This is a genomic window from Blastomonas sp. UPD001, assembly GCF_003426715.1.
GTDB lineage: Bacteria > Pseudomonadota > Alphaproteobacteria > Sphingomonadales > Sphingomonadaceae > Blastomonas.
On record NZ_QKVT01000001.1, the window covers coordinates 1,308,230 to 1,329,409 of the forward strand.

The following is a 21,180-nucleotide window of genomic DNA, read 5'->3' on the forward strand; positions in this document are numbered from 1 at the left end:
CCGTGGCGTTAGCGCCGGTGGAGACGGCACGTGCCATGCCCTGCCCCAGGCGCGCACCAATTGCTGCCAACTGACCCTTGAAGCCGTCGCGCAGATTGCCCTGCCCATCCGCCTTCACCCCGATCGTGCCATAGGAGCTTTCGATCCGCACGCGCGTGTCGCGCAGCGTCAGATCGAGCCGGGGCAGCCGGAACGGCTCCTGGCTGTCGGTATAGAGCAGCTTGTCGAGGCTGCCGAAGCTGACGCGCCCCTCGTCGAGCCGCCCATAGCCGCGCAGCCCCTCGACGATCACCTGGTCGATGCGCAGGCCGAACAGCCCGCCGCTGACATCGACGCTCAGCCGCGCGATCGTCGCATCGGGGCGCTTCGGATCGCCGAGCACCAGATTGCGCACCGTCTGCCGCCCGACGCCGATCGATTCGATGTCGTAGCGCGCCTCGATCCCGCGCGCCTCGAGTTCGTTACCGATCAGGTTGCGCGCAATATCCTCGCGCTGGGTCCAGGCGACGAGCCCCGCCAGACCGAGCAGCGCGACACCGTACAGCGCCGCGCGCAGCGGCCAGGCCATCCGTCGCCACGCGCGGACCTGCCGCTCGGGCGGGATCGCCTCGGCCTGGATATCGGGGTCGGTCATCGTCACCTGCATGGCTTGCAAAGCATCGCGTTGCAACGACGCAGCGGCAAAGCCGTTCCGACAAAGCGTTTGCCCGGCTGGGGGCGAAAGATTAACCTCAAGCCATGCCCTCTTCGCTGCCCCTGCTGGCCGATGCCGAACTGCCCGATCTGCCTGCGGGCGGGCATCATGGCGCAGGGCATCGCGCCCGGCTTAGGGATCGCTTGCTGAACACCGACGGAACCGGGCTGCATGATCATGAAATCGTGGAATATCTGCTGACGCTGGCGATCCCGCGGCGCGACACCAAGCCGCTCGCCAAGCAGCTGATCGACCATTTCGGCTCACTCGCCGGCGTGCTCACCGCCGATGGCGATTCGCTGCGCGCGGTGCCCGGGATGGGCGAGACCAGCGCGGCGGCGCTGAAGATCGTCCAGGTTGCAGCCCGACGGCTGGTGAGCGAACCCGTCCGCCGCCAGCCCATCTTGTCGAGCTGGCAGGCCTTGCTCGACTATCTGCGGCTCGACATGGCGCATCTCACCCGCGAGCGGGTGCGCGTGCTGTTCCTCAACGCCAAGAACATGCTGATAAGCGACGACGTGATGTCCGAAGGCTCGGTCGATCAGGCGGCGATCTACACGCGCCAAGTGATCAAGCGCGCGCTCGACCTCGGCGCGGTGTCGCTTATCCTCGTCCACAACCATCCTACTAGACCCACATCGATCACGCTCGATCACGCCCAAGCACATTGAAACACCACGATTTTTGGGCTTGAAAAGCTTCCGGTGACTGGGGCAAACTGAGGGCGGTAATTGGGGGATCGGAGCACATTCCGACCCCAATAACCGACTGACTACCGCCCTCAGTTTTCGGGAGACGTAGCATGGGCAGCCTCACCGATGGCGCGATCCGGCGCAGCATCAAGGACGTCGAACTGACCGGAAAGCAGAAGTCCCTGGCCGACGGCGAGGGACGCGGCGTGGGCCGCCTGGTCCTCGTCGTGCGGCCGATGCCTAAGCGGGTGCTGGCGGAATGGATGGCCCAGCAATGGCGCGACGGTAAGCGGATCAAGGCGAAACTCGGCGACTATCCATCGATGTCGCTCGCCGCAGCCCGAGAGGTTTTCAAGCGCGACTTCGCGGACGCGATCCAGAAGGGTCGGAGCATCAAGATCGTCACCGATGCTCGGCCCGGAACCGTCGCCGACCTTTTCGAAGCCTACGTCGCCTCGCTCAAAGAAGCAGGTAAGCCGTCCTGGAAGGAAACGGAGAAAGGACTGAACAAGGTAGCCGACACTCTTGGGCGCAACCGCCTTGCCCGGGAGATCGAGCCGGACGAGGTGACGGAGGTGCTCCGCCCGATCTTTGAGCGTGGGGCCCCTGCCATGGCGGACCACGTCCGCTGCTACATCCGCGCAGCTTACAGCTGGGGAATGAAATCGGAGCACGACTATCGAAACACGTCGCCGCGCCGATTTCGACTGGTCTACAATCCGGCGGCAGGTATCCCGACTGAGCCTAAGGTCGTCGGGTCCCGGTGGCTGGACGAAGATGAGTTTGTCCAGCTCTGGCGATGGCTCGAATGCCCCGACGTGCCGGTGCACCCGCCCTATCTGCGGGCCGTTCAGATCCTGATGCTCACGGGCCAGCGGGTCGAGGAAATCGCGCGCCTTCACAAGGATCAGTGGGATTCCCGCGAACGAATTCTCGACTGGTCAAAAACCAAGAACAGCAAGCCTCATGCGGTCCCTGTTCCGTCCTTGGCGGCGGAGCTTCTCGATTCCATTAAGCCGAACGAACATGGGTGGTTCTTCCCCTCGGCGAAGGATCCATCGAAGCCCGTCAGCCATGGGACGCTCTATGCCTTTATGTGGCGCCAGCGCGACCGCGGCGTCATCCCGGTCGTGACCAATCGCGACTTGCGGCGAACGTGGAAGACGCTGTCAGGCAAGGCTGGCGTGCCGAAGGAAATCCGCGATCGCATTCAGAACCATGCGCTGCAGGACGTTAGCTCCAAGAGCTACGACCGCTGGAACTACATGCCAGAGAAGCGAGCTGGCATGGCGCGCTGGGACAAGTTCGCCCGCACCATGCTGGCCAAGAAGCCCGTCCGCCGGCCAGCGAAGCAGGCGGCGTGATCTCGCGCGTACTTATGATCGTGGCGTGCGTCTTGGCCGCTGGGGCGGCTGCGACCCCGGCAGCTGCGGATCCGTGCACAGCACCGGTCCCCACTCGCGCCGGTCACTCCTTTTCGGGCCAGGTCCGTTACGTGGGTGACGGCGACGGCCTGTGCGTCGGCGATTCCCCAGATCCGACGACTTGGATCGAGGTCCGCCTGGCGGATTTCGATGCGCCCGAGCTTCACGCCCCAATCGGAGCGCGTGCCAAGGCAGCACTGGAAGATGTCGCTCTCGGCCGCGGGGCCTTCTGCACCGCGGTGCGTGGCCGCAATGGCCGCGTGCAGGTCTATGACCGCGTCATCGCCGTCTGCCAGATCAGCGGACGATCGATCGGAACATTGTTGCGGCAGATCGGCGCGCCTCAGGGCGGCCGCTAGCCCGAGAACCTGTAGCTCCCTAGGCTCACCCGCTGTCGCTCGAGCGTCCAAGCTCCTGTGGACCCGCTTCGCACAGACGATGAGATACTGCCTCGGTGCCGAAGCAACATGCCGGCCATCGCCGACCCCGCGCGGGCTGATCCCGCAAACTCACTGTAACCAGCTCGCGGGAATGAGCTTCTCGCCCTTCCTCCATCGCTCGATCACCGCCGTTGCGAACCACTCCGGCTTTAGGTCTGCGTGATCCATGATGATGATCTGCAGCTCCGGCGCGAGTTCGGCCGCTGCATCGGCCGCCAGCTTGAAGAGCTGCAGCACGGCGGTCTGGTCCTCGTCGGAAAGCCCGTCGATTGAACCTTCCGCATCGCGGTCCGGTGGATAGTGAGCTTGAGATGGCTGGTCGAAAATGATGAACCCCGGCACGGGACGCTTCTTTTGACGAAACCATTTATGGAGAGCCAGGTGTGCCAGGACGTGGTAGCCGACCCAATTCTCGCCGCTTCCCATCCGGAACAAAGGGACCGGACCGTCAAGAGTATCAGCGACGACCGTCAGGGCCCTGATGTCGAGCCTTAGCTGGCTACCTCGGTGCTCCAGTTCCAGATCGTCAGAATACTGGGTCATGTAGCGGCCGATAATGTTCAAGAAGGCATCAAGCTTTTCCTTCATCGCTTCGGCGTCGAGCTCCCGCTCCAGCGCCGCAACCCGAATCCGGCTTGCCGCGATGGCCGATTTCAGCCCTGAGCTGGTGTCGGCGGTGCTGGCGGTCTCGACATACTGAGTGATCTTTCCGGTTGTTCGCGCCTGTAGAATGAAGCTGTCCTGTTGAACGCGGAGGATCTCGTTCTCCCTCATGCGCAAGAGCGCCGCCGCTGACCCATCTGGCGCGAACCCTGTCGTCAACAGGACGAACTTGATCCTGAAGGGCGCCTCGACGTCTTCCGTCACGCGCTTGGTCCAGATGAGCAACGTTTTCCACAGATCGACGCTGGCATCCGTCAGGTTGCCCAGCTTGCCCACATGGTGCTTGGTCTGGATAAGCTGTGTCGGCTCACCGTTGACCTCGAACCCCACATCGTCGAACTTCTCGATCGAAATCTCCAGTTGGGGCGACTTGGCGATAGCCTGAAGACCGGCGAGCAAGGCGTAGCGGCATTGAAAAAGGTAGCCAGTCGCCGAAGCGCTGGCTTCGTGCGTGCTGGCTGGCTTCATCCCTGGCTCTGGCCCCTACTCAAATGAAGATTCCTTCGGTTCGGTAATTACAGCGATCACCTTCAATGTAAGTGACCGCTCGTGCAATACAGAATGCCCAGTCCTGTCCCCCATCATTCATCTGGGGGAGTATGTCCGAGTTCCACCGCCTTCCGGCGCTGTCCCGCGCTCAGCGCGCTCCAGAAGCGATGAACCCGGCGTGTCGGCATCTGTCGCAGGTCCTCGATGTGCTGGGCGCGGCGAAGCTCGACCTGAAAGAAGGAGGGGTGGTGGTCGATCCGAAACGTCCGAAGCTTCCAGAACACCACGGCGGCATATTTGGGCGTGAGCTTCTTGTTGCGCCGGTAGTAGTCGAGCGCGCCCGACAGCACCGGGTTGACCTCCTTCGTGGCGAGCTGTTCCAGCGCACGGATGCAGGACTCCAGTTGCATCCGCTGGGTAAGTTTGGCCAGATGGCGCTTTGCCTCCTCGGGCGAAAGGCGCCGGCCATTCTCCATGACGGCGACGTCGAATTGAAGTATGCAATGTGAGCCGACCCAGAGCGCTGCCTCGGTATATGGGTTGGCGATCTCGAAGTGATATCTGAGGTCCTGCTGGCCGCACAGTTCGCATGTCTCGATCGGTGTCTCGTGGTCGACCGTGTTTTCGGTGAAGGACCACTCGGCGAAGGCGGCAGGCAGCGTGTCGGCCACCGAAAGGGGCAGAATGCTGTCGCGCACGCGCTGGCTGTAGCCTCCCACTTCTCATCAGGCCTCGTTATTTAAGCTGACTTACCTTAGCCCATTTCCTATTTAAGCCAAGTGGGCATTGCTTAAATAAGGGTGGGTTGCCATAATCGGCGCACATGGTTGATCCCGAACCCAATCAGCGGCTGGGCCGCTTTGTCGAAACCCCCGTCGCCGGCGAGACGGTGCGTGCCTTCGTGCCGCCGCCGCTCCCCCCGGCGCCGCCGATCGACGTGCTCACGCTGCTGGACCGTTTGAGCCTAGCTGAACGCGCGCTGGGCCGCCTCGACGGCATAACCATGCTTTTGCCGCGCCAGGAGCTCTTCCTCTACATGTATGTGAGGAAGGAGGCCGTCCTCTCGTCCCAGATCGAGGGAACCCAATCCACCCTTACCGACCTCCTGCGCTTCGAGACCGAGGCGCAGGCCGGGCAGCCGATCGACGACATCCGCGAAGTCTCGAACTACGTCGACGCAATGATGTATGGCCTGGAGCGGCTTGAGGACTTGCCGCTGTCGCTCCGCCTGATCCGCGAAATGCACGCACGGCTTCTGCAAAGCGGGCGGGGCGGCACCAAGAGCCCGGGCGAATTCCGGCGCTCGCAGAACTGGATCGGCGGCAGCCGACCAGGCAACGCGCTTTTCGTCCCGCCTCCAACGACGGAGTTGGATGGCTGCCTCGACGCCCTTGAACGCTTCATGCACGAGGACGAGTCTCGACTGCCGGCGCTGATCAAGGCGGGCCTCCTGCACGTCCAGTTCGAGACGATCCATCCCTTCCTGGACGGCAATGGCCGTATCGGGCGTCTGCTGGTGACGCTTTACCTTTGCGTTCACGGCGTGCTGCGAAAGCCGCTGCTCTACCTGAGCCTCTATCTGAAGACCCATCGCGCCGACTATTATAGGCTGCTTCAGGAGGTGCGCGAACACGGGGCTTGGGAGGCTTGGCTGGACTTCTTCCTGACCGGCGTTGCGGATACGGCAAACCAAGCCTTCGACGCCGCGACCCGGATCGTCGAACTGTTCAAGCACGACCGCGAACGCATCACCGGCGAGAGCGAACGCCCTGGCTCCGCGCTGCGCATCCACGATCTCCTTCAGCAGAACCCCTATCTCACCGCAAACCTGCTGGTCGAGCGAACGGGCCTGTCCGCGCCCACCGTCAACGCCGCGCTTGCCGATCTTGAACGCCTCGGCATCGTCGAGGAGGTGACCGGCCGGCGGCGCGGTCGCGTCTTCGGCTATCGCCGCTATCTCGCAATCCTCAGCGAGGGCACCGATCCCCTGCCCGCAGCCTAACCCGAGAGAAAATTGTGCGTCTAGAAAGCGTCACCCTGTCCGGCTTCCGCTGCTTCGGCCCCGACCCGATCACGGTGCCGATTGCCTCGGAGATCACCGCCGTCGTTGGTCCGAACGCGGCCGGCAAGACCGCGCTCCTCCACGCCTTGTCGAAGCTGTTCGGCGTCTCGCGCGCACAACGCACCGTGCAGCGGTCGGATTTTCATGTCGGAGCTGACGAGGACATCGATGACCGTGAGCCGAAGGACCTGTTCATTGACGTGTTGATCGGACTGCCCGAGCTGGCCGACGGCACCGCCACGCCCGAAACCATCGCACCGTCATTTCGGCACATGCAGCTCGAGCGTGCAGACAAAGCACCGGTCTGTCGCTTGCGGCTCGAAGCGCGTTGGGAGGACGACGGAACCGTCGAGGGCGAGGTGTCGCAGGAGCTGTTCTGGGTCGATACGCTCGACGACAATCCCCCGGACGACAAGCGCCACCCCGTCTCTGCGGCCGATCGCGGCCTCATCCAACTCTACTACACCCCGGCCAGTCGCGATGCCGCCGCTCAGATCCGCGCCACGACCGGAGCGCTCGCCGCGCGCCTGCTGCGCGCCATTGAATGGTCATCGGACACCGAGGACGCCGTAAAGGGCGCGAGCGAAGATCTGGCCACCGCGTTTGAGGGCGAGGCAGCAATCGCGGCGATCGCAAAGGCCCTACAGACACGCTGGTCGGACCTCCATGACGATGTCGTCGACACCAAGCCTCGGCTCAGCCTCGTTAGTCGTAGGTTTGAAGAAATCGTCAGCAAAATCGCGGTCATCTTCGACCAAGGCCCCGACGGCCAAGAACGCGGCCTGGACGCGCTGAGCGACGGCCAACAATCGCTCTTCTACTTCGCGCTGGCCGCGGCCGTTTTCGACCTTGAGCGCCAGGTCGTCGCGGGCAAGGTCGAAGGCTTTCTTGACGACCAGCTGCGTATCCCCGCACTCACGCTGTTCGCGCTGGAGGAGCCGGAAAACCACCTGTCGCCGTACTTCCTTGCCCGGATCATTCGTCAGGTCCGGTCGCTCACCGACGGCGGGGGCGCCCAGGCGATCGTCACCAGCCATTCCCCGGCGGTTCTGAGCCGGGTCAACCCGCGCGAGGTTCGCTACTGCCGCAGCGACCCGAAGACGCGCGTCTCGTCCGTCAAGAAGATCAAGATGCCGACGGGCATAGACGAGGCGGCCAAGTTCGTCCGTGGCGCCATGCTCGCCTACCCGGAACTCTACTTCGCACGCTTCGTCCTTCTCGTCGAAGGGGACTCGGAGCGGATCGTCCTCCCGCGTCTCGCCGAAGCGCTCGACCTCCTGATCGATCCTGCCTTCGTCGCGATCGTGCCGCTGGGCGGGCGCCATGTGCAGCATTTCTGGCGGTTGCTGACGCACCTTGGCATTCCACACGCGACTCTGCTCGATCTCGACCTCGGCCGTAGCGGCGGCGGCTTCGGCCGGGTGAAGACCGCGATCGAGAAACTTATCGAATTCGGCGTGCCGAAGGCTAACCTGCTCAAGATCGAAGGCGGCATGTTATCGGACGCCGATTTCGCCAAGATGCACACGTGGCAGGATGCCGATGACCGCAAGCTGCTCAAGGGATGGGTCGACTGCCTGAAGCCTCACGCCGTCTACTTCTCCGCGCCGCTCGACCTCGACCTGGCGATGATCGCGGCTTTTCCCGACGCCTATGAAGCAGTTATACCCAAGGGGGGCGGACCCAAGATGGCCGTCGATAAGGCAGCCGAAGTCGTCCTGGGCACAGCTGGACCAGGGCTCGCCCTCTACACCGGACCTTACAAGGACTACCCGGATCTGCTGCCCGCCTATCGCTACCACTTCATCACGAACAGCAAGCCGGCGACACATCTCGCGGCGCTCACCCACATCAAGACCAAGGCCTTGCGTGAGGACATGCCGCCGTTGCTTTCGGAACTTCTCAACCATATCGCCAAATGCCTGCGGCGAGACTGACCATGGCGGTGCTTGCGCGACGGGTTCGACCCGACGATTGGAAGCCGATCGGTGTCGACGCCCTCGAAGCGAACGCGATCAAGGTGGTCCGCTCCACCGACAACCGCTCGGTCATCGCCGGCCCCGGTGCGGGGAAGACCGAGCTCCTCGCACAGCGCGCCGCCTATCTTCTGCAGACCGGCATCGCGCCGCCGCCGCGGCGCATTCTCGCGATCAGCTTCAAGCGTGACGCCGCGACCAATCTCGCCGCCCGCGTCCGCCAGCGCTGCCATCGCAGCCACGCCGGCCGTCTCGATTCGATGACCTTCGACGCGTTCGCCAAAAGCCTGGTCGACCGGTTCGGCCAAGCGCTGCCCGAGCGATGGCGACCGCGACCCGACTATGAACTCATGTTCCCAAACGATACGGCCTTTCGGGGATTTCTGTTCCAGGATGTCGGTACGCCTCCGAAAGCCATAGGCAGCTACGCTGACCTCCAGGCGATCTCCATCAAGACATTCGAGCGCTCGCTGCTCGTAGGCTCACCGCTTCCCGTTCTGGGCTGGCCTGACCCGACAGTCGGCCAGTGGGCGGCGGATCGATTCTGGCAATCGTCGCTGCACGAGGGAAAGAAGACCTTTCTGTCGTTCCCGATGATCGGACGGCTCGCCGAACTGCTCCTGCGCGTCAATCCGATGGCGCGCGACGCCCTCCGTTTGACCTACTCGCACCTGTTCATGGACGAGTTCCAGGACACCACCCAGATCCAATACGATCTCGTGCGAACGATCTTCCTCGGAACCGATGCAGTGATCACTGCAGTGGGAGACAATAAGCAGCAGATCATGCGTTGGGCGATGGCGATGGACGATCCATTCTCCGCGTTCGACGCCGATTTCGGCGGCAAGCGCACGCCGCTCTACAACAACTATCGGTCGTCGCCCGAGCTCGTGCGCATCCAGCATGTCCTCGCGCAAGCGCTAGACGCTCGTGCGGTAGAGCCCGTTTCGAAGACGGCAACCACGATTGCAGGCGAAAGCTGCGCAATCTGGGACTTCTCGAGTCCCGAGATCGAAGCACAGCGGCTGGCCCGGTTCGTCGCCGGCGAAGTGAAGGCCCATGCGCTCGGCCCTCGCGACTTCGTCCTGCTCGTGCGCCAGAAGGCGGTCGACTATGCGGCCGTACTCGAGCCAGCCTTTCGAGCCGCGGGAATCCCGCTTCGCAACGAGGCCGGAACCGTCGGCGCCGTCATGTTGCAAGAGCTTCTCGCGGAAGAAGCATCAGAGCTGTTGGTCAAGGTTCTACGTCTTGCCATGACGAAACGCGCAGGTCGGCATTGGACCGAATGCCAGGAGGCGCTGGGGGCTTTGCGCGGGATTTCTCCCGAGGACGAAGCCGCCCAGGCAATATTCGCCCGCGAGCTCGACGCCCAAGCGACCCAGCTCAGCGCCGACCATCCCGAACCGCCAGCGTCCAAAGCCGATGCGCGGACCATCGTTGATGACGTCCTTTGCTTCGTCGGCCGTGAACGGCTGATCGCCGTTCATCCCGCCTATGCGCAGGGCGGGTGGTTTGAGAAGGTCGTTGAGGCCACCGCAGTGCATCTGCACGGGTCATCGGCCGACGCCGCAGATTGGACGGAGACCCTCGACACCTACGAAGGCCTGCATGCCATTCCGCTCATGACGATCCACAAGAGCAAGGGGCTCGAATACCATAGCGTCATCTTTGTCGGGCTTGATGACGGCGCCTGGTGGAGTTTTGCTGGCGACCAAATGGAGGCGACCGCCGGCTTCTTCGTCGCGTTCACGCGGGCCAAGCAGAGGGTGGTCTTCACCTACTGCGCCAAACGCGGGGCGCGCACCAAGATCGCCACCCTCTACGGCCTTCTCAGCAAGGCCGGCGTTCAGACCATCCAGATAGCCTGAAATCTCCGTCCAGCCCGAGGCACCGAGATTCAGGTTCAAGAATTGTGAGGCAGCTGCTTTCTGGCTCCAATTGCCCCGCCAAATCTACGCTGGGGCGCGGCGTCGCCGCCGCCGTTACGCTACTGTTCCGCCTTCCAGAGAGTAGGATAATGCCGAATGAAGCCATCCGGCGCGAGTTTGAGGAGGCCTTCGTAGCTGGCGCTCGGTGCCTCGTACCAGAAGGCAGATTCGCCACGTCGCGTGTATCGCTGGTCCAGTTCGGTCAACTCACCTGTCTCGGCATCGAGCCATGCAACAGAGATGTGAGCGGCGCAGCCTTGAGCGATCGGAACGCGACGAAGCTGTTGCAGGTTCGTCGCAGGCGTGAACCCGAGATCGAGATCAACGAGATGATCCAAGCCGTGCACGACCTCCCCGTTCAGCGTCCACTCAGTCCCCTGTCGAACGATGAGGTATTCGATAGGTCGGCGCCCAAGGAAACCCCGAACGTCTCCGCGCACCGTTTTCCAATCGGCGCCACATTCGACGCGATAGGCAATGCACGCCGGGCCTTCCTTACGGCGAAAGACGGCGGTTCCTTCGATACGCCAACCACTACCGCACTGCTCCAAACGGCACGCGTCGTGACCGAGCGTATCCAGCCGTCGCCAAAAGGCAGTTGCCACGATAGTCACGTTCGACCTCCGGATCGGATCATCATTGTGGTAAAGCGTAGATGTAGTGCTCATCTTCGCCAGCCGTGGCCCATCACCTCGACCTGATGCGAGCGGCACGGACAATTTCATGATTGGCGCGAGAGCCCGTCGCTACGCGGCTCAGGGGACGGCAGTCTCGAACTGAATGTCACCGCCCAAGCTTGGGCCAAGCGCCGCCTCGGGCACATCGGCGTGGCGATCCTCTTCGGTGTAAAACCGGGAAAAGTGCTTGCCCAGGATTTCGCCCGGCGAATAGCCCTTGATCCGCTCCGCGCCTGGATTCCAGCTCGACACGCGGCCCTCGCGGTCGAGCAAGTAAATCGCGTAGTCCACAACGCTTTGGACGAGCACCTCGTAAGCAATTTTTGGGGCCGAACTTGCTTTTCATCGCACTGAAAGCTTATCGCCCAGGGAGGGCAACCCGCAACGTTCGGACCAAAAGCAGACCGACCTTCTTCCTACGCCGATACCACTGCAGCCGCGACCCTGAAACCGCCCCGCGTCCCCCACCCGCTGGTCGTCCCAGAACCTCGCATTCGCGCGCGAGGTGCTTCAATTTCCCGGACCGGGCGCTCCTCCTCCCTCGCGAAATATTCTCGCGCGCGACCGCCAGGGGAGACGCACCCGTCAATCGCACCGCCGTACCGCAGAGTCAGTTCAACAACCATGTTCAGAGATATGGCGTTCCAGCGCGAGCCGGGCGCCCTCCGATTCAACCCGCGCCTCGTCGACACGCCGTTGCAGTCGGTCGTATTCCTCCTTTGCAGACGTCGCCAACTTGCCTTGAAAAACCGTCACAGCGCGTGAAAAACTGGCCGTTTTTGCTTCGTAATCAATGACCAGGCGCGCCTTTTCTTTGCAGTCCATCGTTTGCTCTTCGCGCTCTTCGCCGACCTCAGATGTCAGACTCCGGCTTTCCGTTTCGCGCTCTCGCCGCCACTTCGCTTTTGATGCGATTGAGCAGAAGCGAGTGATCGTAGGGCTTCGACAACAGCGGGCCGTCCTCGCAGAGGTCCTGCGCCTTGGCGGCCGCCTTCTGGACGGTGCCGGCGAGAATGATCTTTGCGTCGATACCGTTCGACCGCATCCAACGCGCAAGACCGAAGCCATCGATCTTGCCGGGGCTGCTCACGTCGGCCAGCACGATGCCGATGGCAGCGCTGCCCGTGGTCAGCACCTCAACCGCTTCATCGGTATTCAGGGCTTCAACCACCTTATAGCCGCAGTCGCGCAAATATTCAGCGAGCGGCTTCCGCACGAGCACGTCGTTCTCCACCAACAGGATATGGGGACTAGTCATACCGCTTCACTGTTCGACGTGAAACCGCCCCCCGCGTCGTCCAGAATGGCACGGATTTTCTGAGCCACGTCGCCAAGTACATAGGGCTTCGTCATCAGCGGCGTTCCGTCGATCTCGCCCGGCAGCAGATGCCCAGACGTCAGGATCACCGGGATATGCGGGTAGAGAAGCCGCACCTGCTGGGAAAGGCCTATGCCATCCAGCGACCCTGGCATGCGCACATCCGAGAAGACCAGCCCTACATCGTTATGTGACCGCAGGTATTCCAGAGCTTCGTCGGCTGTACCAGCCTCGATGACATGGAAGCCACAGTCTCTCAGGTAGTCGCATATGACATACCTTACCAAAATCTCGTCTTCAACGACGAGTATCGACGTGCGTTCTTCTTCCGAGTCGGATGCAGGCTCGATCATCTCACCCCCTTTCCGACACAATGCCCAAGCTGGTCCCAGGTTCCTGGAGCGGCACGAGCCGGGCGCCGTAGCGCGCCTCGGCGCACAAAAAGGACGGACTGGCCGACGGAGCGCGTGACCGGTAGGAGTGATCAGGGTGGGGCAGGCAGATGCAGGAAACTCTCGTGCAACACCTCCGCAGCATGGGCGGAAATTTCTGCGCATCGGCAGAACGATTCGACGGGACTGACGGGGGCCGCACCGACGAGCATGTGTTCCAAAATCTCCATTGGGGATTGGAACTGTTGCTGAAGGCCTACCTTCACCATCGCGGGTGGACGGATGCGCGCTGCATCGCAGATGTCCGACACGATCTCGGCAAGGCGCTCGCCGCGTGCGAGCGGGAGGGGCTCGAGGGTATCGACCCCGAGATTCGCGCCTTGCGGCGCGTGATCCTCGCGTTCCTTGGTATGCCAAGGCGGTCTGCGCCGCGATCGCAGCGTATGCGCTTTCACCGATCGACCTGATCCCCGACTTCATCCCCGTGCTCGGTTATCTGGACGAGATCGTCCTGTTGCCGCTGGCGATCCTCCTTGCTGTGCGCCTGGTCCCACCTCAACTCATGGCCGAGTTTCGCGCGAAGGCCGACTCGCGAGCGGACCGTCCTGTCAGCTGGGTGGCAGCCGCGTCCATCGTCATCCTCTGGATCGCGGCCGCGATCCTGCTGCTCTGGCTGTTTTGGTCGAGGCCTATGACAGGCTAGAGCGCCGCGTTTTCCGCGCATCCTGCCCCGCAAGGCGCCCATAAGAGGATGAGGGCAGCGGCTATCGCCGTGACGGGTTGAGGGTCGAGAGAGAGGCTCCCGGCCGGCTCGTCATGGAGATGAGTCATGACCGAAGTTGAAGTCCTGGATACCCGCCCCGATGCGCGTGGCGGCTACAAGGTCGATGTCAGTCGAGGTGAGCGAATCGGCCGCGTGTCGTCCGAGTGGTTCAACCGACCGGCCGACGAACGCTACCTATCACTGTCCGAGCTGATGGCGTCGGTGAAAGGGCGGGCCGCGCGCAGTCGCACCCGCACCGTCGAGAGCGCCGCCGTTCGCGTCGAAGCCAGCCGCGACAATGCCGAGCGGCTCGACCTGGTGCTGCCCGGCTCCGAGGCGCCGGTCGCCCCCACGCACTGGAGCTTCGGCCAACTCGCCGCGCTGGTCGGCGCGCCGGCCGCCTATCTGCGCCAACTTCCGGCGCCGCTGGCGGGCATCAACCTACAATACGGCCTCACCTCGCACCGCGCCTTATCCTGACTCTGTGATCCTGTCTCAGAATCATGCATTGGAGGCGCCTCACCACGGCTCCGGTGAAGCTCTTCAGACGTCCGGGTCAAGCGTTCCCGCAGCGTAGCGAGGACAACGCTTGACGCGGCGGCGGCACGACAAGCTGTTCATGGGGTGCAGGCTAAGTCCTGCACCCCTGCCACGCGGCGAGCGGGAGAGCGCGAGGGGAACCCCTCGCATTCTAAACAATGAAGTTGCGCCGAAGGCGCTCCGCTTGGGTATCGTGCGTGCATTTGTATTTTACCGATCTTGACACTATTTCGCGTCCGCTTTTCCTTGATGACCTTGCAGTGAGCCTCGCGCCCGGTGCGCTCGACGCGGTCGAGCGCACCGGGCTGATTCACGGCATGCCGTTCATCCTGATGGATGACGGCAGCTACGATCTCGCTCTCAACCGGTTCTTTCGTGCCTGTCCTGCTATGGGAGCGCGATCGCCGAACACGTGGCGCTCCTACGCCCGCGACATTCTCGTCTGGGCGCGCTTTCTTGTCGAACGGCGCGGCGGCAAGACGGTCTGGCAGGCCGGCCGCGACGATGTCCTGGCCTTTCACCGGGCGCGTCGGCTGTCGGCAGCTCCCTACCGCATCTCGGCTGCGACTTTTCGACGACGAAGCCGGTGAGATACTGGATGCCCGCGGTTTCGCCCAGCTGCAACCAAACGAGGCCGGCGAAGGAGACTCCAAGCACGATGTAGCCTGCCGAGAGCACGAGGCTTTCGCGCACGCCAATCTCTTTCTGCTTGCGATGCAGGACACCGAGGTCCAGCGCGAGCAGCACACCGACGATCGACACAAAGCCCAGCCACATCCAAGCGGGGTTGCCGAGCCAATCGAGCAGTAGGAATTCCAAATGCCGCCTCCCTGTCATGGAGTGCGGCTCGATCGGGAGCGTAGGATCGGACCCGGGCATCGAGCGCACTCGATGCGGTCCGACATCACGACCATCATGGTCGCCAGAGGGGCCCGGCCCGCGACGGTCATATAGGAAGCGCCCAGACTAGCCACAAGGGAAGATGCTTCAAACGCAAAGATCAGATCGGCCTTACAGCCTGACCACGCTTGATCGGCAATCTCATCACTGGATCCGCGCGGTCATTCGGCTCATTTCTGCGCCGCGTTGCACGCTGTGCTGGAGTTGCTTGAAAAGCGGACCGTGGGCGACGATCGTCGACCACCCGACCGAACGAGCGCGGCCCGTCCGATTCTTATCCGTGGGTGTCCGCGGCCACTACCACCGCTTGTCCGCCCTTCCCGTCCGAAGGTGAAAGTCCCATTCGTAGCGGGCAACCGCATGCGCCAGCGTGCGGAAACCTGCCGGAACGTGTTCGCACCGCCTTGTGTGATCCTTGGCTAAAAGTGCGTCGGCGGGCGCCGCGAATGCGAGATGTGGAGCTAAGCATGGACCCTAGGAGATATCTCACTGCCGAAGAAGTCGCGGAGCGCTACCGTGGCAGCATCTCGATAGGCACTCTACGCAACTGGCGGGCTATGAGAATCGGGCCGACTTTCATCAAGATCGGCAAAGCCGTGCTGTATCCCGTTGACGAACTCGATGCCTGGGACGAGAAGAACCGCGTGACCTGCCGTGCATCAACGCGCCTCGGCATGAGGGGTCAGGATCACCCAGGTGCACGATTTGCCGATCTCAGTTGCCGACCTCACCCAACTTACGCATCACCAATTTCTAGCGCAACTACAGCAGGTTAGTCGATCATAGCAGACTCCTGCACAACCACCCCAGCGGCAATCCGCAGCCGAGCAAGCAGGACATCCAGATCACCCGCGAGATCATCGAGGCGGGCAAGAGGCTGGGCATCGGCGTGCACGACCATATCATCATCGGGCTGGATGGGCACAGCAGCATGCGGTCGATGGGGCTGATCTGAGCTGTTTATCGGTCCCCTGCGCAGGCAGGGGCCCATCTTCTGACCGTGCCGTCAGACACTTTCGGGCTTCGGCACTGAACCATGGGAGCCCAGTTTCCTTTCATGCACAATGACCGGCAGGAGATGGGCCCCTGCCTGCGCAGGGGACCGCGAAAGACACGAGCATTGCGCGCCCCCGAACACGCCCCTTCCCCTCCTCCTCCGCTTCCGTCATAGACCCGCGCCATGCCTGGCCCCAAGCGCCAGCAACCCCGCGCAACGGTGCGCAGCACGCTGGGTGCGCTGCTGCCCGACCGGCTCGCCGCCACGCTGAGCGAGCGCATTGGCGGCGGCGATGGCAGGCTCGCCGATACGCCCGACCGGGTGCTCGGCGAGGCAGAGAAGCGGCTCTCCGGCTGGACCTTCCACCCCAACGGCACCGAAGGCTATGCCAAGGCCGAGGTCACCGCCGGCGGTATCGGCACCGATGGCCTGTCGTCGCAGACCATGGCGGCGCGCAAGGTGCCCGGGCTCTACGCCATTGGCGAGGCGGTCGATGTCACCGGATGGCTGGGCGGCTATAATTTCCAATGGGCATGGGCGAGCGCGCACGCCGCCGGGACGGCAATTTAGAACCATTTCGGTGGTATTCAGCCACCCAGCGCCGTTATTCAACCGTTTGCAATTACATCCATAACGGATATTTTTCGCAGCATCGCTTTGGATAAGCGAAAATTTACCAGTGCGTCCCATGTTCACCCGCGATGTCGGTGTCTTTGCCTCCCCCACAAGACCCTGCACGGCCAGCTGATAGCGGGATCAGCCTGGCCCTGCTCGTGCAGGGGGCGGTGGTGACGCTCGCGCTGCTGGCCGCCATTCTCGCGCCGCCGGAGGAAGGGCCGATGATGGTCATTCCGCTGGATGGTGGGCGAATGGCCCAGACCATGGCCTGGGCATCGGGTAATGGGTCCGCCCTGCTGGGCATCGGCCCCTTGCCCGGCTCGGTCCTGGTCTACGGCAAGCGCAAGCAGGTGACGCAAGCCGCCTGGCAACACAACAGCATCGTCGTCAAGGCACCCGCAATTTTCTGCGGCAGTTTGTCCTCTACACCCAGGAAGAGTTGATCGTCGCATGGAACTGACCGGAATTCGCAAGAACGGCGCCTTCGCGCTGATCGTCATCGCCTGGCTGTGCGTCGCCGTCATCGCCGGGATCAGCGTTTACGCTGGCAGCGGCTGGGCGCCGGTCGCGATCGCGGTGGCCGTGACGCTGATCCCCAGCCTGATCGTGCGCAGCGGCCGTGCCGACAGCACCGCGCGCATCATCCTGGGCGGCACCCTGCCCGTTTATCCCGCGATCATGCTCTACCAGGCCGCCGGCAGCACCCTGCAGATGGATGTGCACATGGTGTTCTTCGCGCTGCTCGCCACCCTGGTGGTGATGTGCGACTGGCGCGCGATCGTCGCCGGGACGGCCGTCATTGCGGTCCACCATCTGGGCGCGAATCTGCTGATCCCCGCCTGGGTGTTTCCCGATGGCGCCGATCTGCCGCGCGTGCTGCTGCATGCGGTGATCGTGCTGATCGAGGCGGCGGTGCTCATCCAGATCTCGCTCCGGCTCGAGCAGATGATCGAGCGCCAGGCCGAAGCGCAGCGCGAAGCCGAACGGCTGGAGCAGGAAGCCGCCAGCACCCGCGACGCGATCGCCGCCAAGCAGAACCGGGTGATCGGCGCGCTCGGCCAGGGGCTCAAGGCGATGGCGCGCAACGATCTCACCGCGCGGATCGACCAAGCCTTTCCTGAGGAATATGAACAGCTTCGCGCCGATTATCACGACGCGCTCGAAGGCATGCGCCAGTCGCTCGAGAAGATTTCGGGCGTCGCCACGCGCATCGACGAGAGCGCCGGCGATGTCAGCCATGCCTCGAACGACATGGCCGATCGCACCGAGCGGCAGAGTTCGACGCTGCACGACACCGTGAACACCATCCGCACGGTCAGCGACTCCATTTCGGACACCGCCAATCGCGCGGTCGAGGCCCGGCACGTGCTCGACGCGGCGCAGGGCGAGGCCGAAAAGTCCGCTGGCATTGTCGAGCGTGCCCGCGTGGCGATGACCAATATCGAGCATTCGGCGCGCGAGATCGATCAGATCATCGAGGTGATCGAGGGCCTCTCGTTCCAGACCAACCTGCTCGCGCTCAATGCCGGGGTCGAGGCGGCGCGCGTCGGCGAAGCGGGCAAGGGTTTTGCCGTGGTCGCGTCCGAAGTGCGCGCGCTCGCGCAGCGCTCGGCGGACGCCGCGCAGGACATCAAGACCAAGATCGGCGCGTCGAACGAGCAGATTGCGCTCGGCGTGTCGGTGGTCAGCGAAACCAGCGAGACGCTCGAGCGGATCACCACGCGCATCCTGCAGATCAGCGAGTTCGTGTCGACCATCGCCGGTTCGGTCGAAAGCCAGGCGGCGAAGCTGCGCGAGGTCAACGGCACCGTCGGCGCGCTCGACAGCATCACCCAGCAGAATGCCGCCATGGTCGAGGAAACCAGCGCCGCCGCGCGCTCGCTCGCCGAACAGTCGCGGACGCTGGCGCAGGAAATCAGCCGCTTCCGGCTGTTGCAGAGCGGCGCCCACACGGCCTCGCCTGTGCTCGCGCGCGCGGCCTGATCGCGAGGGCTCCAGGCCGGACTTGCATCCGGCCGGGCCAGTCAGCGGGTGCGGCAGCGCCCCGTGTTGGTGTTCTCGATCACGCCGTCATCGTCATAGCGGATCTGCATCGTGAAGCCGTCCGCCGCGATCGACCGGACGGTCGCCGCATACCATTTGTTGTCGCTCCAAAGGCAGGCGATGCGGCTCCCGGGCCGCCAGTCGAACGGGCGCACCGTGTTCGCCTGTCGGGTTTCGACATCGCCATCGTCGAAGCGGATCGTGACGATGCTGCCGGTGCGCGATTCGATCACGCCAGGGTAAAGCACCGTGCTGCCACGCCAGGGCGAAAGCACCCAGTCGCCCACTTCCTGCGCGGCCATACCGCCGGGCAGCGCAAATGCCGCCACCATCGCGACCGTCGTAATCGCCTTGTGCCTCATCGCCATATCCTCACTCCCTGTTATTTCGGCCCAGGATACACCCATAATGAGACTGTCTCAATCGCGGCGCCGGACAAGGGCGGGCGAATAAGATTGTGCAGCCGGGGCAAAACGTCTAAGGGCGCAGGCTTGCAGCGATGCCGGATTTTGGGCCTCGCGCGCGGTTTCGCCGAAGATGCGGAGCCTTCGCATCTTCGACACGAATTGAAATCCCATGCCTTTTGATACCGTTCCCGCCGTTCTGTCGGACGCGCTCGACGCGCACGGCTATGACACGCTCACCCCCGTCCAGCAGGCCGTGCTGGAGCCCGAGGCGCAGGGCCGCGACCTGATCGTCTCGGCGCAGACCGGATCGGGCAAGACCGTCGCCTTCGGCCTGTCGATGGCCGCCGAGCTGATCGGCGAAGACGGGCGGGTCGTGCAGGGAACGGCCCCGCAGGCGCTGATCATCGCGCCGACGCGCGAACTGGCGCTGCAGGTCAGCCGCGAATTCATGTGGCTCTATGGCCCCGCCGGCGCGCGCATCGCGACCTGTGTCGGCGGCATGGACGCCTCGCGCGAGCGGCGCAACCTCGGCTATGGCGCGCAGATCGTGGTCGGCACGCCGGGCCGTTTGCGCGACCATCTCGAGCGCGGTGCGCTCGACCTTTCGGCGCTCAAGGTTGCAGTGCTCGACGAGGCCGACGAGATGCTCGACATGGGCTTTCGCGAGGACCTCGAGGAAATTCTCGACGCAACGCCAGAAGGCCGCCGCACCCTGCTGTTCTCGGCCACCATGCCCAAGCCGATCGTCGCGCTGGCCAAGCGTTATCAGCGCGATGCGCACCGCATCTCGACCGTCAGCGAAGAGCGCGGCCATGGCGATATCGACTATGTCGCCTGCACTGTCGCGCCGTCGGACACCGAGAATGCCGTGGTCAACCTGCTGCGGCTGTACGAGGCGGAAACCGCGATCCTGTTCTGCGCGACGCGCGACAACGTGCGCCACCTGCATTCGAGCCTGATCGAGCGCGGCTTTTCCGCCGTCGCGCTGTCGGGCGAGCACAGCCAGAACGAGCGCAACCAGGCGCTGCAGGCGCTGCGCGACCGCCGCGCACGCGTCTGCGTGGCGACCGACGTCGCCGCTCGCGGCATCGACCTGCCCGGCCTGTCGCTGGTGATCCATGTCGAGCTGCCGCGCGATGCCGATACGCTCAAGCACCGTTCGGGCCGCACGGGCCGTGCGGGCAAGAAGGGCACCGCACTGATGATCGTGCCCTACCCGCGCCGCCGCCGCCTCGAGCAGATGCTGCGCGGCGCGAACATCCCGGCGCAGTGGATCAACCCGCCCTCGGCCGAGGACATCCACCGGGCCGATCGCGAGCGCCTGCTCGAGCGGCTGCGCGCGCCGGTCGAGGCCGAGGACGCCGATCGCGAACTCGCCCAGGCGCTGCTCGCCGAGCGCAGCGCCGAGGACCTCGCGGTCATGCTGGTCCAGGCGCACCGTGCGCAGATGCCCGCGCCCGAAGAGCTGATCGACGCTTCGGCCCCGCCGCCGCAGCGCGATCGTGGACCGCGCCCCGGCTTCGAGGACACGATCTGGTTCGAGATGAACATCGGTCGCCGCCAGAATGCCGATCCGCGCTGGCTGTTGCCGCTGCTGTGCCGCCGGGGGCATATCACCCGCGGCGAGATCGGCGCGATCCGGCTCGGCGACGACAGTACCCATTTCGAGATTCCGCGCGCCGTCGCGGATCGCTTTGCCGAGGCGGTCAAGCGCACCTCGGGCGGCGAGGACGGCGATGAGGGCAGCGTGATGATCACCGCCGCCGATGGTCCGCCCGCCTATCGCCCGCGCTCGGGACCGCCGCCGCGCGGCGATCGCCGCGACGGATCGGGATCGGGCAAGCAGGGACGCGGCAACGCGCCGCTTCGGCCGCGTTACGAAGCGCGCACCGATGGTGACCGCCGCTCCCCGCGCGAGGATGGCGAGCGCAAGCTCTATGGTGACCGCAAGCCCGCGGGAGAGCGCAAGCCGTTCGGCGAGAAGAAGCCGTTCGGGGACAAGAAGCCCTTTGGCGAGAAAAAGCCCTTTGGCGACCGCAAGAGCTTCGGCGACAAGAAGACCCAGGCCGATCGCGCTTCCTTTGCCGACAAGCCCGCACGCGGACCGCGCAGCGACGCCCCGCGCGCCGGTGGCCCCGGCGGCAAGCCGCGCTTCGA

At 64.0% G+C, this 21,180-nt stretch carries 20 protein-coding genes and 4 pseudogenes; 15 read left to right on the forward strand and 9 right to left on the reverse strand.

What is annotated here, in order from left to right; all coding sequences use genetic code 11:
* On the reverse strand, window positions 1-634 hold a 634-nt coding region (locus DM995_RS06600; protein ID WP_502696580.1), incomplete at its 3' end, for an intermembrane phospholipid transport protein YdbH family protein.
* A 104-nt stretch (window positions 635-738) separates the two neighbouring features.
* Between DM995_RS06600 and DM995_RS06605 the strand changes: the two genes are divergently transcribed.
* From DM995_RS06605 to DM995_RS06615, 3 genes are all read left to right on the forward strand, one after another.
* The gene (locus DM995_RS06605; RefSeq protein ID WP_232824132.1) at window positions 739-1,365 is read left to right on the forward strand and encodes a JAB domain-containing protein; all 627 of its coding nucleotides are present in this window, start codon (window positions 739-741) and stop codon (window positions 1,363-1,365) included.
* Window positions 1,366-1,496: 131 nt separating this feature from the next.
* Window positions 1,497-2,750 carry a tyrosine-type recombinase/integrase gene (locus tag DM995_RS06610; protein WP_116968893.1) on the forward strand — a complete coding sequence of 418 codons (1,254 nt, stop codon included), beginning with the start codon at window positions 1,497-1,499 and terminating at the stop codon, window positions 2,748-2,750.
* 131 nt (window positions 2,751-2,881) lie between these two features.
* Window positions 2,882-3,169 (forward strand): thermonuclease family protein, encoded by a 288-nt coding sequence (locus DM995_RS06615; RefSeq protein ID WP_232824134.1) that lies wholly within the window; start codon window positions 2,882-2,884, stop codon window positions 3,167-3,169.
* A gap of 150 nt (window positions 3,170-3,319) precedes the next feature.
* Here the strand turns inward: DM995_RS06615 and DM995_RS06620 are convergent, their stop codons facing one another.
* Both DM995_RS06620 and DM995_RS06625 read right to left on the reverse strand, forming a co-directional pair.
* Complete coding sequence (locus DM995_RS06620) at window positions 3,320-4,381, reverse strand: DUF3732 domain-containing protein (protein WP_116968895.1); 1,062 nt, start codon at window positions 4,379-4,381, stop codon at window positions 3,320-3,322.
* Window positions 4,382-4,494: 113 nt separating this feature from the next.
* Window positions 4,495-5,100 (reverse strand): hypothetical protein, encoded by a 606-nt coding sequence (locus DM995_RS06625; RefSeq protein WP_198669277.1) that lies wholly within the window; start codon window positions 5,098-5,100, stop codon window positions 4,495-4,497.
* Window positions 5,101-5,225: 125 nt separating this feature from the next.
* On the opposite strand from DM995_RS06625, the gene DM995_RS06630 reads away from it, so the two are divergent.
* The 3 genes from DM995_RS06630 to DM995_RS06640 are packed head-to-tail and all read left to right on the forward strand — an operon-like array spanning window position 5,226 to window position 10,308.
* Window positions 5,226-6,404 carry a Fic family protein gene (locus DM995_RS06630; RefSeq protein WP_116968897.1) on the forward strand — a complete coding sequence of 393 codons (1,179 nt, stop codon included), beginning with the start codon at window positions 5,226-5,228 and terminating at the stop codon, window positions 6,402-6,404.
* Between the two features lie 14 nt (window positions 6,405-6,418).
* Window positions 6,419-8,401 carry an ATP-dependent nuclease gene (locus DM995_RS06635; protein ID WP_116968898.1) on the forward strand — a complete coding sequence of 661 codons (1,983 nt, stop codon included), beginning with the start codon at window positions 6,419-6,421 and terminating at the stop codon, window positions 8,399-8,401.
* A gap of 2 nt (window positions 8,402-8,403) precedes the next feature.
* A complete protein-coding gene (locus DM995_RS06640) occupies window positions 8,404-10,308 on the forward strand; it encodes a UvrD-helicase domain-containing protein (RefSeq protein WP_116968899.1) in 1,905 nt (634 codons plus the stop codon).
* 119 nt (window positions 10,309-10,427) lie between these two features.
* Here DM995_RS06640 and DM995_RS06645 read toward each other — a convergent pair whose 3' ends face one another.
* The 5 genes from DM995_RS06645 to DM995_RS06660 form a co-directional block, all read right to left on the reverse strand.
* Window positions 10,428-11,093 (reverse strand): putative glycolipid-binding domain-containing protein, encoded by a 666-nt coding sequence (locus DM995_RS06645; RefSeq protein WP_232824136.1) that lies wholly within the window; start codon window positions 11,091-11,093, stop codon window positions 10,428-10,430.
* A gap of 30 nt (window positions 11,094-11,123) precedes the next feature.
* Window positions 11,124-11,354, reverse strand: a complete 231-nt coding sequence (locus DM995_RS06650; RefSeq protein ID WP_353653353.1) for a PAS domain S-box protein — start codon at window positions 11,352-11,354, stop codon at window positions 11,124-11,126.
* Window positions 11,355-11,660: 306 nt separating this feature from the next.
* Window positions 11,661-11,870 (reverse strand): hypothetical protein, encoded by a 210-nt coding sequence (locus tag DM995_RS21150; protein WP_058771712.1) that lies wholly within the window; start codon window positions 11,868-11,870, stop codon window positions 11,661-11,663.
* Between the two features lie 28 nt (window positions 11,871-11,898).
* The gene (locus tag DM995_RS06655; RefSeq protein ID WP_116968902.1) at window positions 11,899-12,303 is read right to left on the reverse strand and encodes a response regulator; all 405 of its coding nucleotides are present in this window, start codon (window positions 12,301-12,303) and stop codon (window positions 11,899-11,901) included.
* On the reverse strand, window positions 12,300-12,716 hold the full coding sequence (locus DM995_RS06660; RefSeq protein WP_058639974.1) for a response regulator: 417 nt from the start codon (window positions 12,714-12,716) through the stop codon (window positions 12,300-12,302). The genes DM995_RS06655 and DM995_RS06660 overlap by 4 nt, the downstream gene beginning before the upstream one ends.
* A gap of 149 nt (window positions 12,717-12,865) precedes the next feature.
* Here DM995_RS06660 and DM995_RS22175 point away from each other — a divergent pair, with 149 nt between their 5' ends.
* The 8 genes and pseudogenes from DM995_RS22175 to DM995_RS06705 all read left to right on the forward strand — a co-directional run bounded on the left by DM995_RS22175 (window position 12,866) and on the right by DM995_RS06705 (window position 18,556).
* Complete coding sequence (locus DM995_RS22175; RefSeq protein ID WP_232824516.1) at window positions 12,866-13,222, forward strand: hypothetical protein; 357 nt, start codon at window positions 12,866-12,868, stop codon at window positions 13,220-13,222.
* A complete protein-coding gene (locus DM995_RS22180; RefSeq protein WP_502696603.1) occupies window positions 13,219-13,458 on the forward strand; it encodes a DUF1232 domain-containing protein in 240 nt (79 codons plus the stop codon). The genes DM995_RS22175 and DM995_RS22180 overlap by 4 nt, the downstream gene beginning before the upstream one ends.
* A gap of 126 nt (window positions 13,459-13,584) precedes the next feature.
* Window positions 13,585-13,989 (forward strand): annotated as a pseudogene (locus DM995_RS06670) (DUF932 domain-containing protein); the annotation flags it as partial.
* A 266-nt stretch (window positions 13,990-14,255) separates the two neighbouring features.
* Entirely contained in the window at window positions 14,256-14,648 is a 393-nt protein-coding gene (locus tag DM995_RS06675; protein WP_232824138.1) for a site-specific integrase, read from the forward strand.
* Window positions 14,649-15,748: 1,100 nt separating this feature from the next.
* Window positions 15,749-15,913, forward strand: a pseudogene (locus DM995_RS06690) (JAB domain-containing protein); the annotation flags it as partial.
* A 237-nt stretch (window positions 15,914-16,150) separates the two neighbouring features.
* A pseudogene (locus DM995_RS06695) lies at window positions 16,151-16,525 on the forward strand (NAD(P)/FAD-dependent oxidoreductase); the annotation flags it as partial.
* Between the two features lie 218 nt (window positions 16,526-16,743).
* A complete protein-coding gene (locus tag DM995_RS06700) occupies window positions 16,744-17,016 on the forward strand; it encodes a hypothetical protein (RefSeq protein ID WP_157973099.1) in 273 nt (90 codons plus the stop codon).
* A 7-nt stretch (window positions 17,017-17,023) separates the two neighbouring features.
* The gene (locus DM995_RS06705; RefSeq protein WP_116968905.1) at window positions 17,024-18,556 is read left to right on the forward strand and encodes a methyl-accepting chemotaxis protein; all 1,533 of its coding nucleotides are present in this window, start codon (window positions 17,024-17,026) and stop codon (window positions 18,554-18,556) included.
* 41 nt (window positions 18,557-18,597) lie between these two features.
* Here the strand turns inward: DM995_RS06705 and DM995_RS06710 are convergent, their stop codons facing one another.
* A complete protein-coding gene (locus DM995_RS06710; protein WP_116968906.1) occupies window positions 18,598-18,984 on the reverse strand; it encodes a tudor domain-containing protein in 387 nt (128 codons plus the stop codon).
* A gap of 208 nt (window positions 18,985-19,192) precedes the next feature.
* Here DM995_RS06710 and DM995_RS06715 point away from each other — a divergent pair.
* Window positions 19,193-20,953, forward strand: a pseudogene (locus DM995_RS06715) (DEAD/DEAH box helicase); the annotation flags it as partial.
* Window positions 20,954-21,180 lie beyond the last annotated feature (227 nt).

Excerpts from the sequence above, each read along its gene's own strand:
- DM995_RS06605 (WP_232824132.1), top strand. The coding sequence starts at position 739 with ATGCCCTCTTCGCTGCCCCTGCTGGCCGATGCCGAACTGCCCGATCTG.
- DM995_RS06610 (WP_116968893.1), top strand. The coding sequence starts at position 1,497 with ATGGGCAGCCTCACCGATGGCGCGATCCGGCGCAGCATCAAGGACGTC.
- DM995_RS06620 (WP_116968895.1), bottom strand. The coding sequence starts at position 4,381 with ATGAAGCCAGCCAGCACGCACGAAGCCAGCGCTTCGGCGACTGGCTAC.
- DM995_RS06630 (WP_116968897.1), top strand. The coding sequence starts at position 5,226 with ATGGTTGATCCCGAACCCAATCAGCGGCTGGGCCGCTTTGTCGAAACC.
- DM995_RS06640 (WP_116968899.1), top strand. The coding sequence starts at position 8,404 with ATGGCGGTGCTTGCGCGACGGGTTCGACCCGACGATTGGAAGCCGATC.
- DM995_RS06645 (WP_232824136.1), bottom strand. The coding sequence starts at position 11,093 with ATGAAATTGTCCGTGCCGCTCGCATCAGGTCGAGGTGATGGGCCACGG.
- DM995_RS21150 (WP_058771712.1), bottom strand. The coding sequence starts at position 11,870 with ATGGACTGCAAAGAAAAGGCGCGCCTGGTCATTGATTACGAAGCAAAA.
- DM995_RS06655 (WP_116968902.1), bottom strand. The coding sequence starts at position 12,303 with ATGACTAGTCCCCATATCCTGTTGGTGGAGAACGACGTGCTCGTGCGG.
- DM995_RS06660 (WP_058639974.1), bottom strand. The coding sequence starts at position 12,716 with ATGATCGAGCCTGCATCCGACTCGGAAGAAGAACGCACGTCGATACTC.
- DM995_RS22175 (WP_232824516.1), top strand. The coding sequence starts at position 12,866 with ATGCAGGAAACTCTCGTGCAACACCTCCGCAGCATGGGCGGAAATTTC.
- DM995_RS06705 (WP_116968905.1), top strand. The coding sequence starts at position 17,024 with ATGGAACTGACCGGAATTCGCAAGAACGGCGCCTTCGCGCTGATCGTC.
- DM995_RS06710 (WP_116968906.1), bottom strand. The coding sequence starts at position 18,984 with ATGGCGATGAGGCACAAGGCGATTACGACGGTCGCGATGGTGGCGGCA.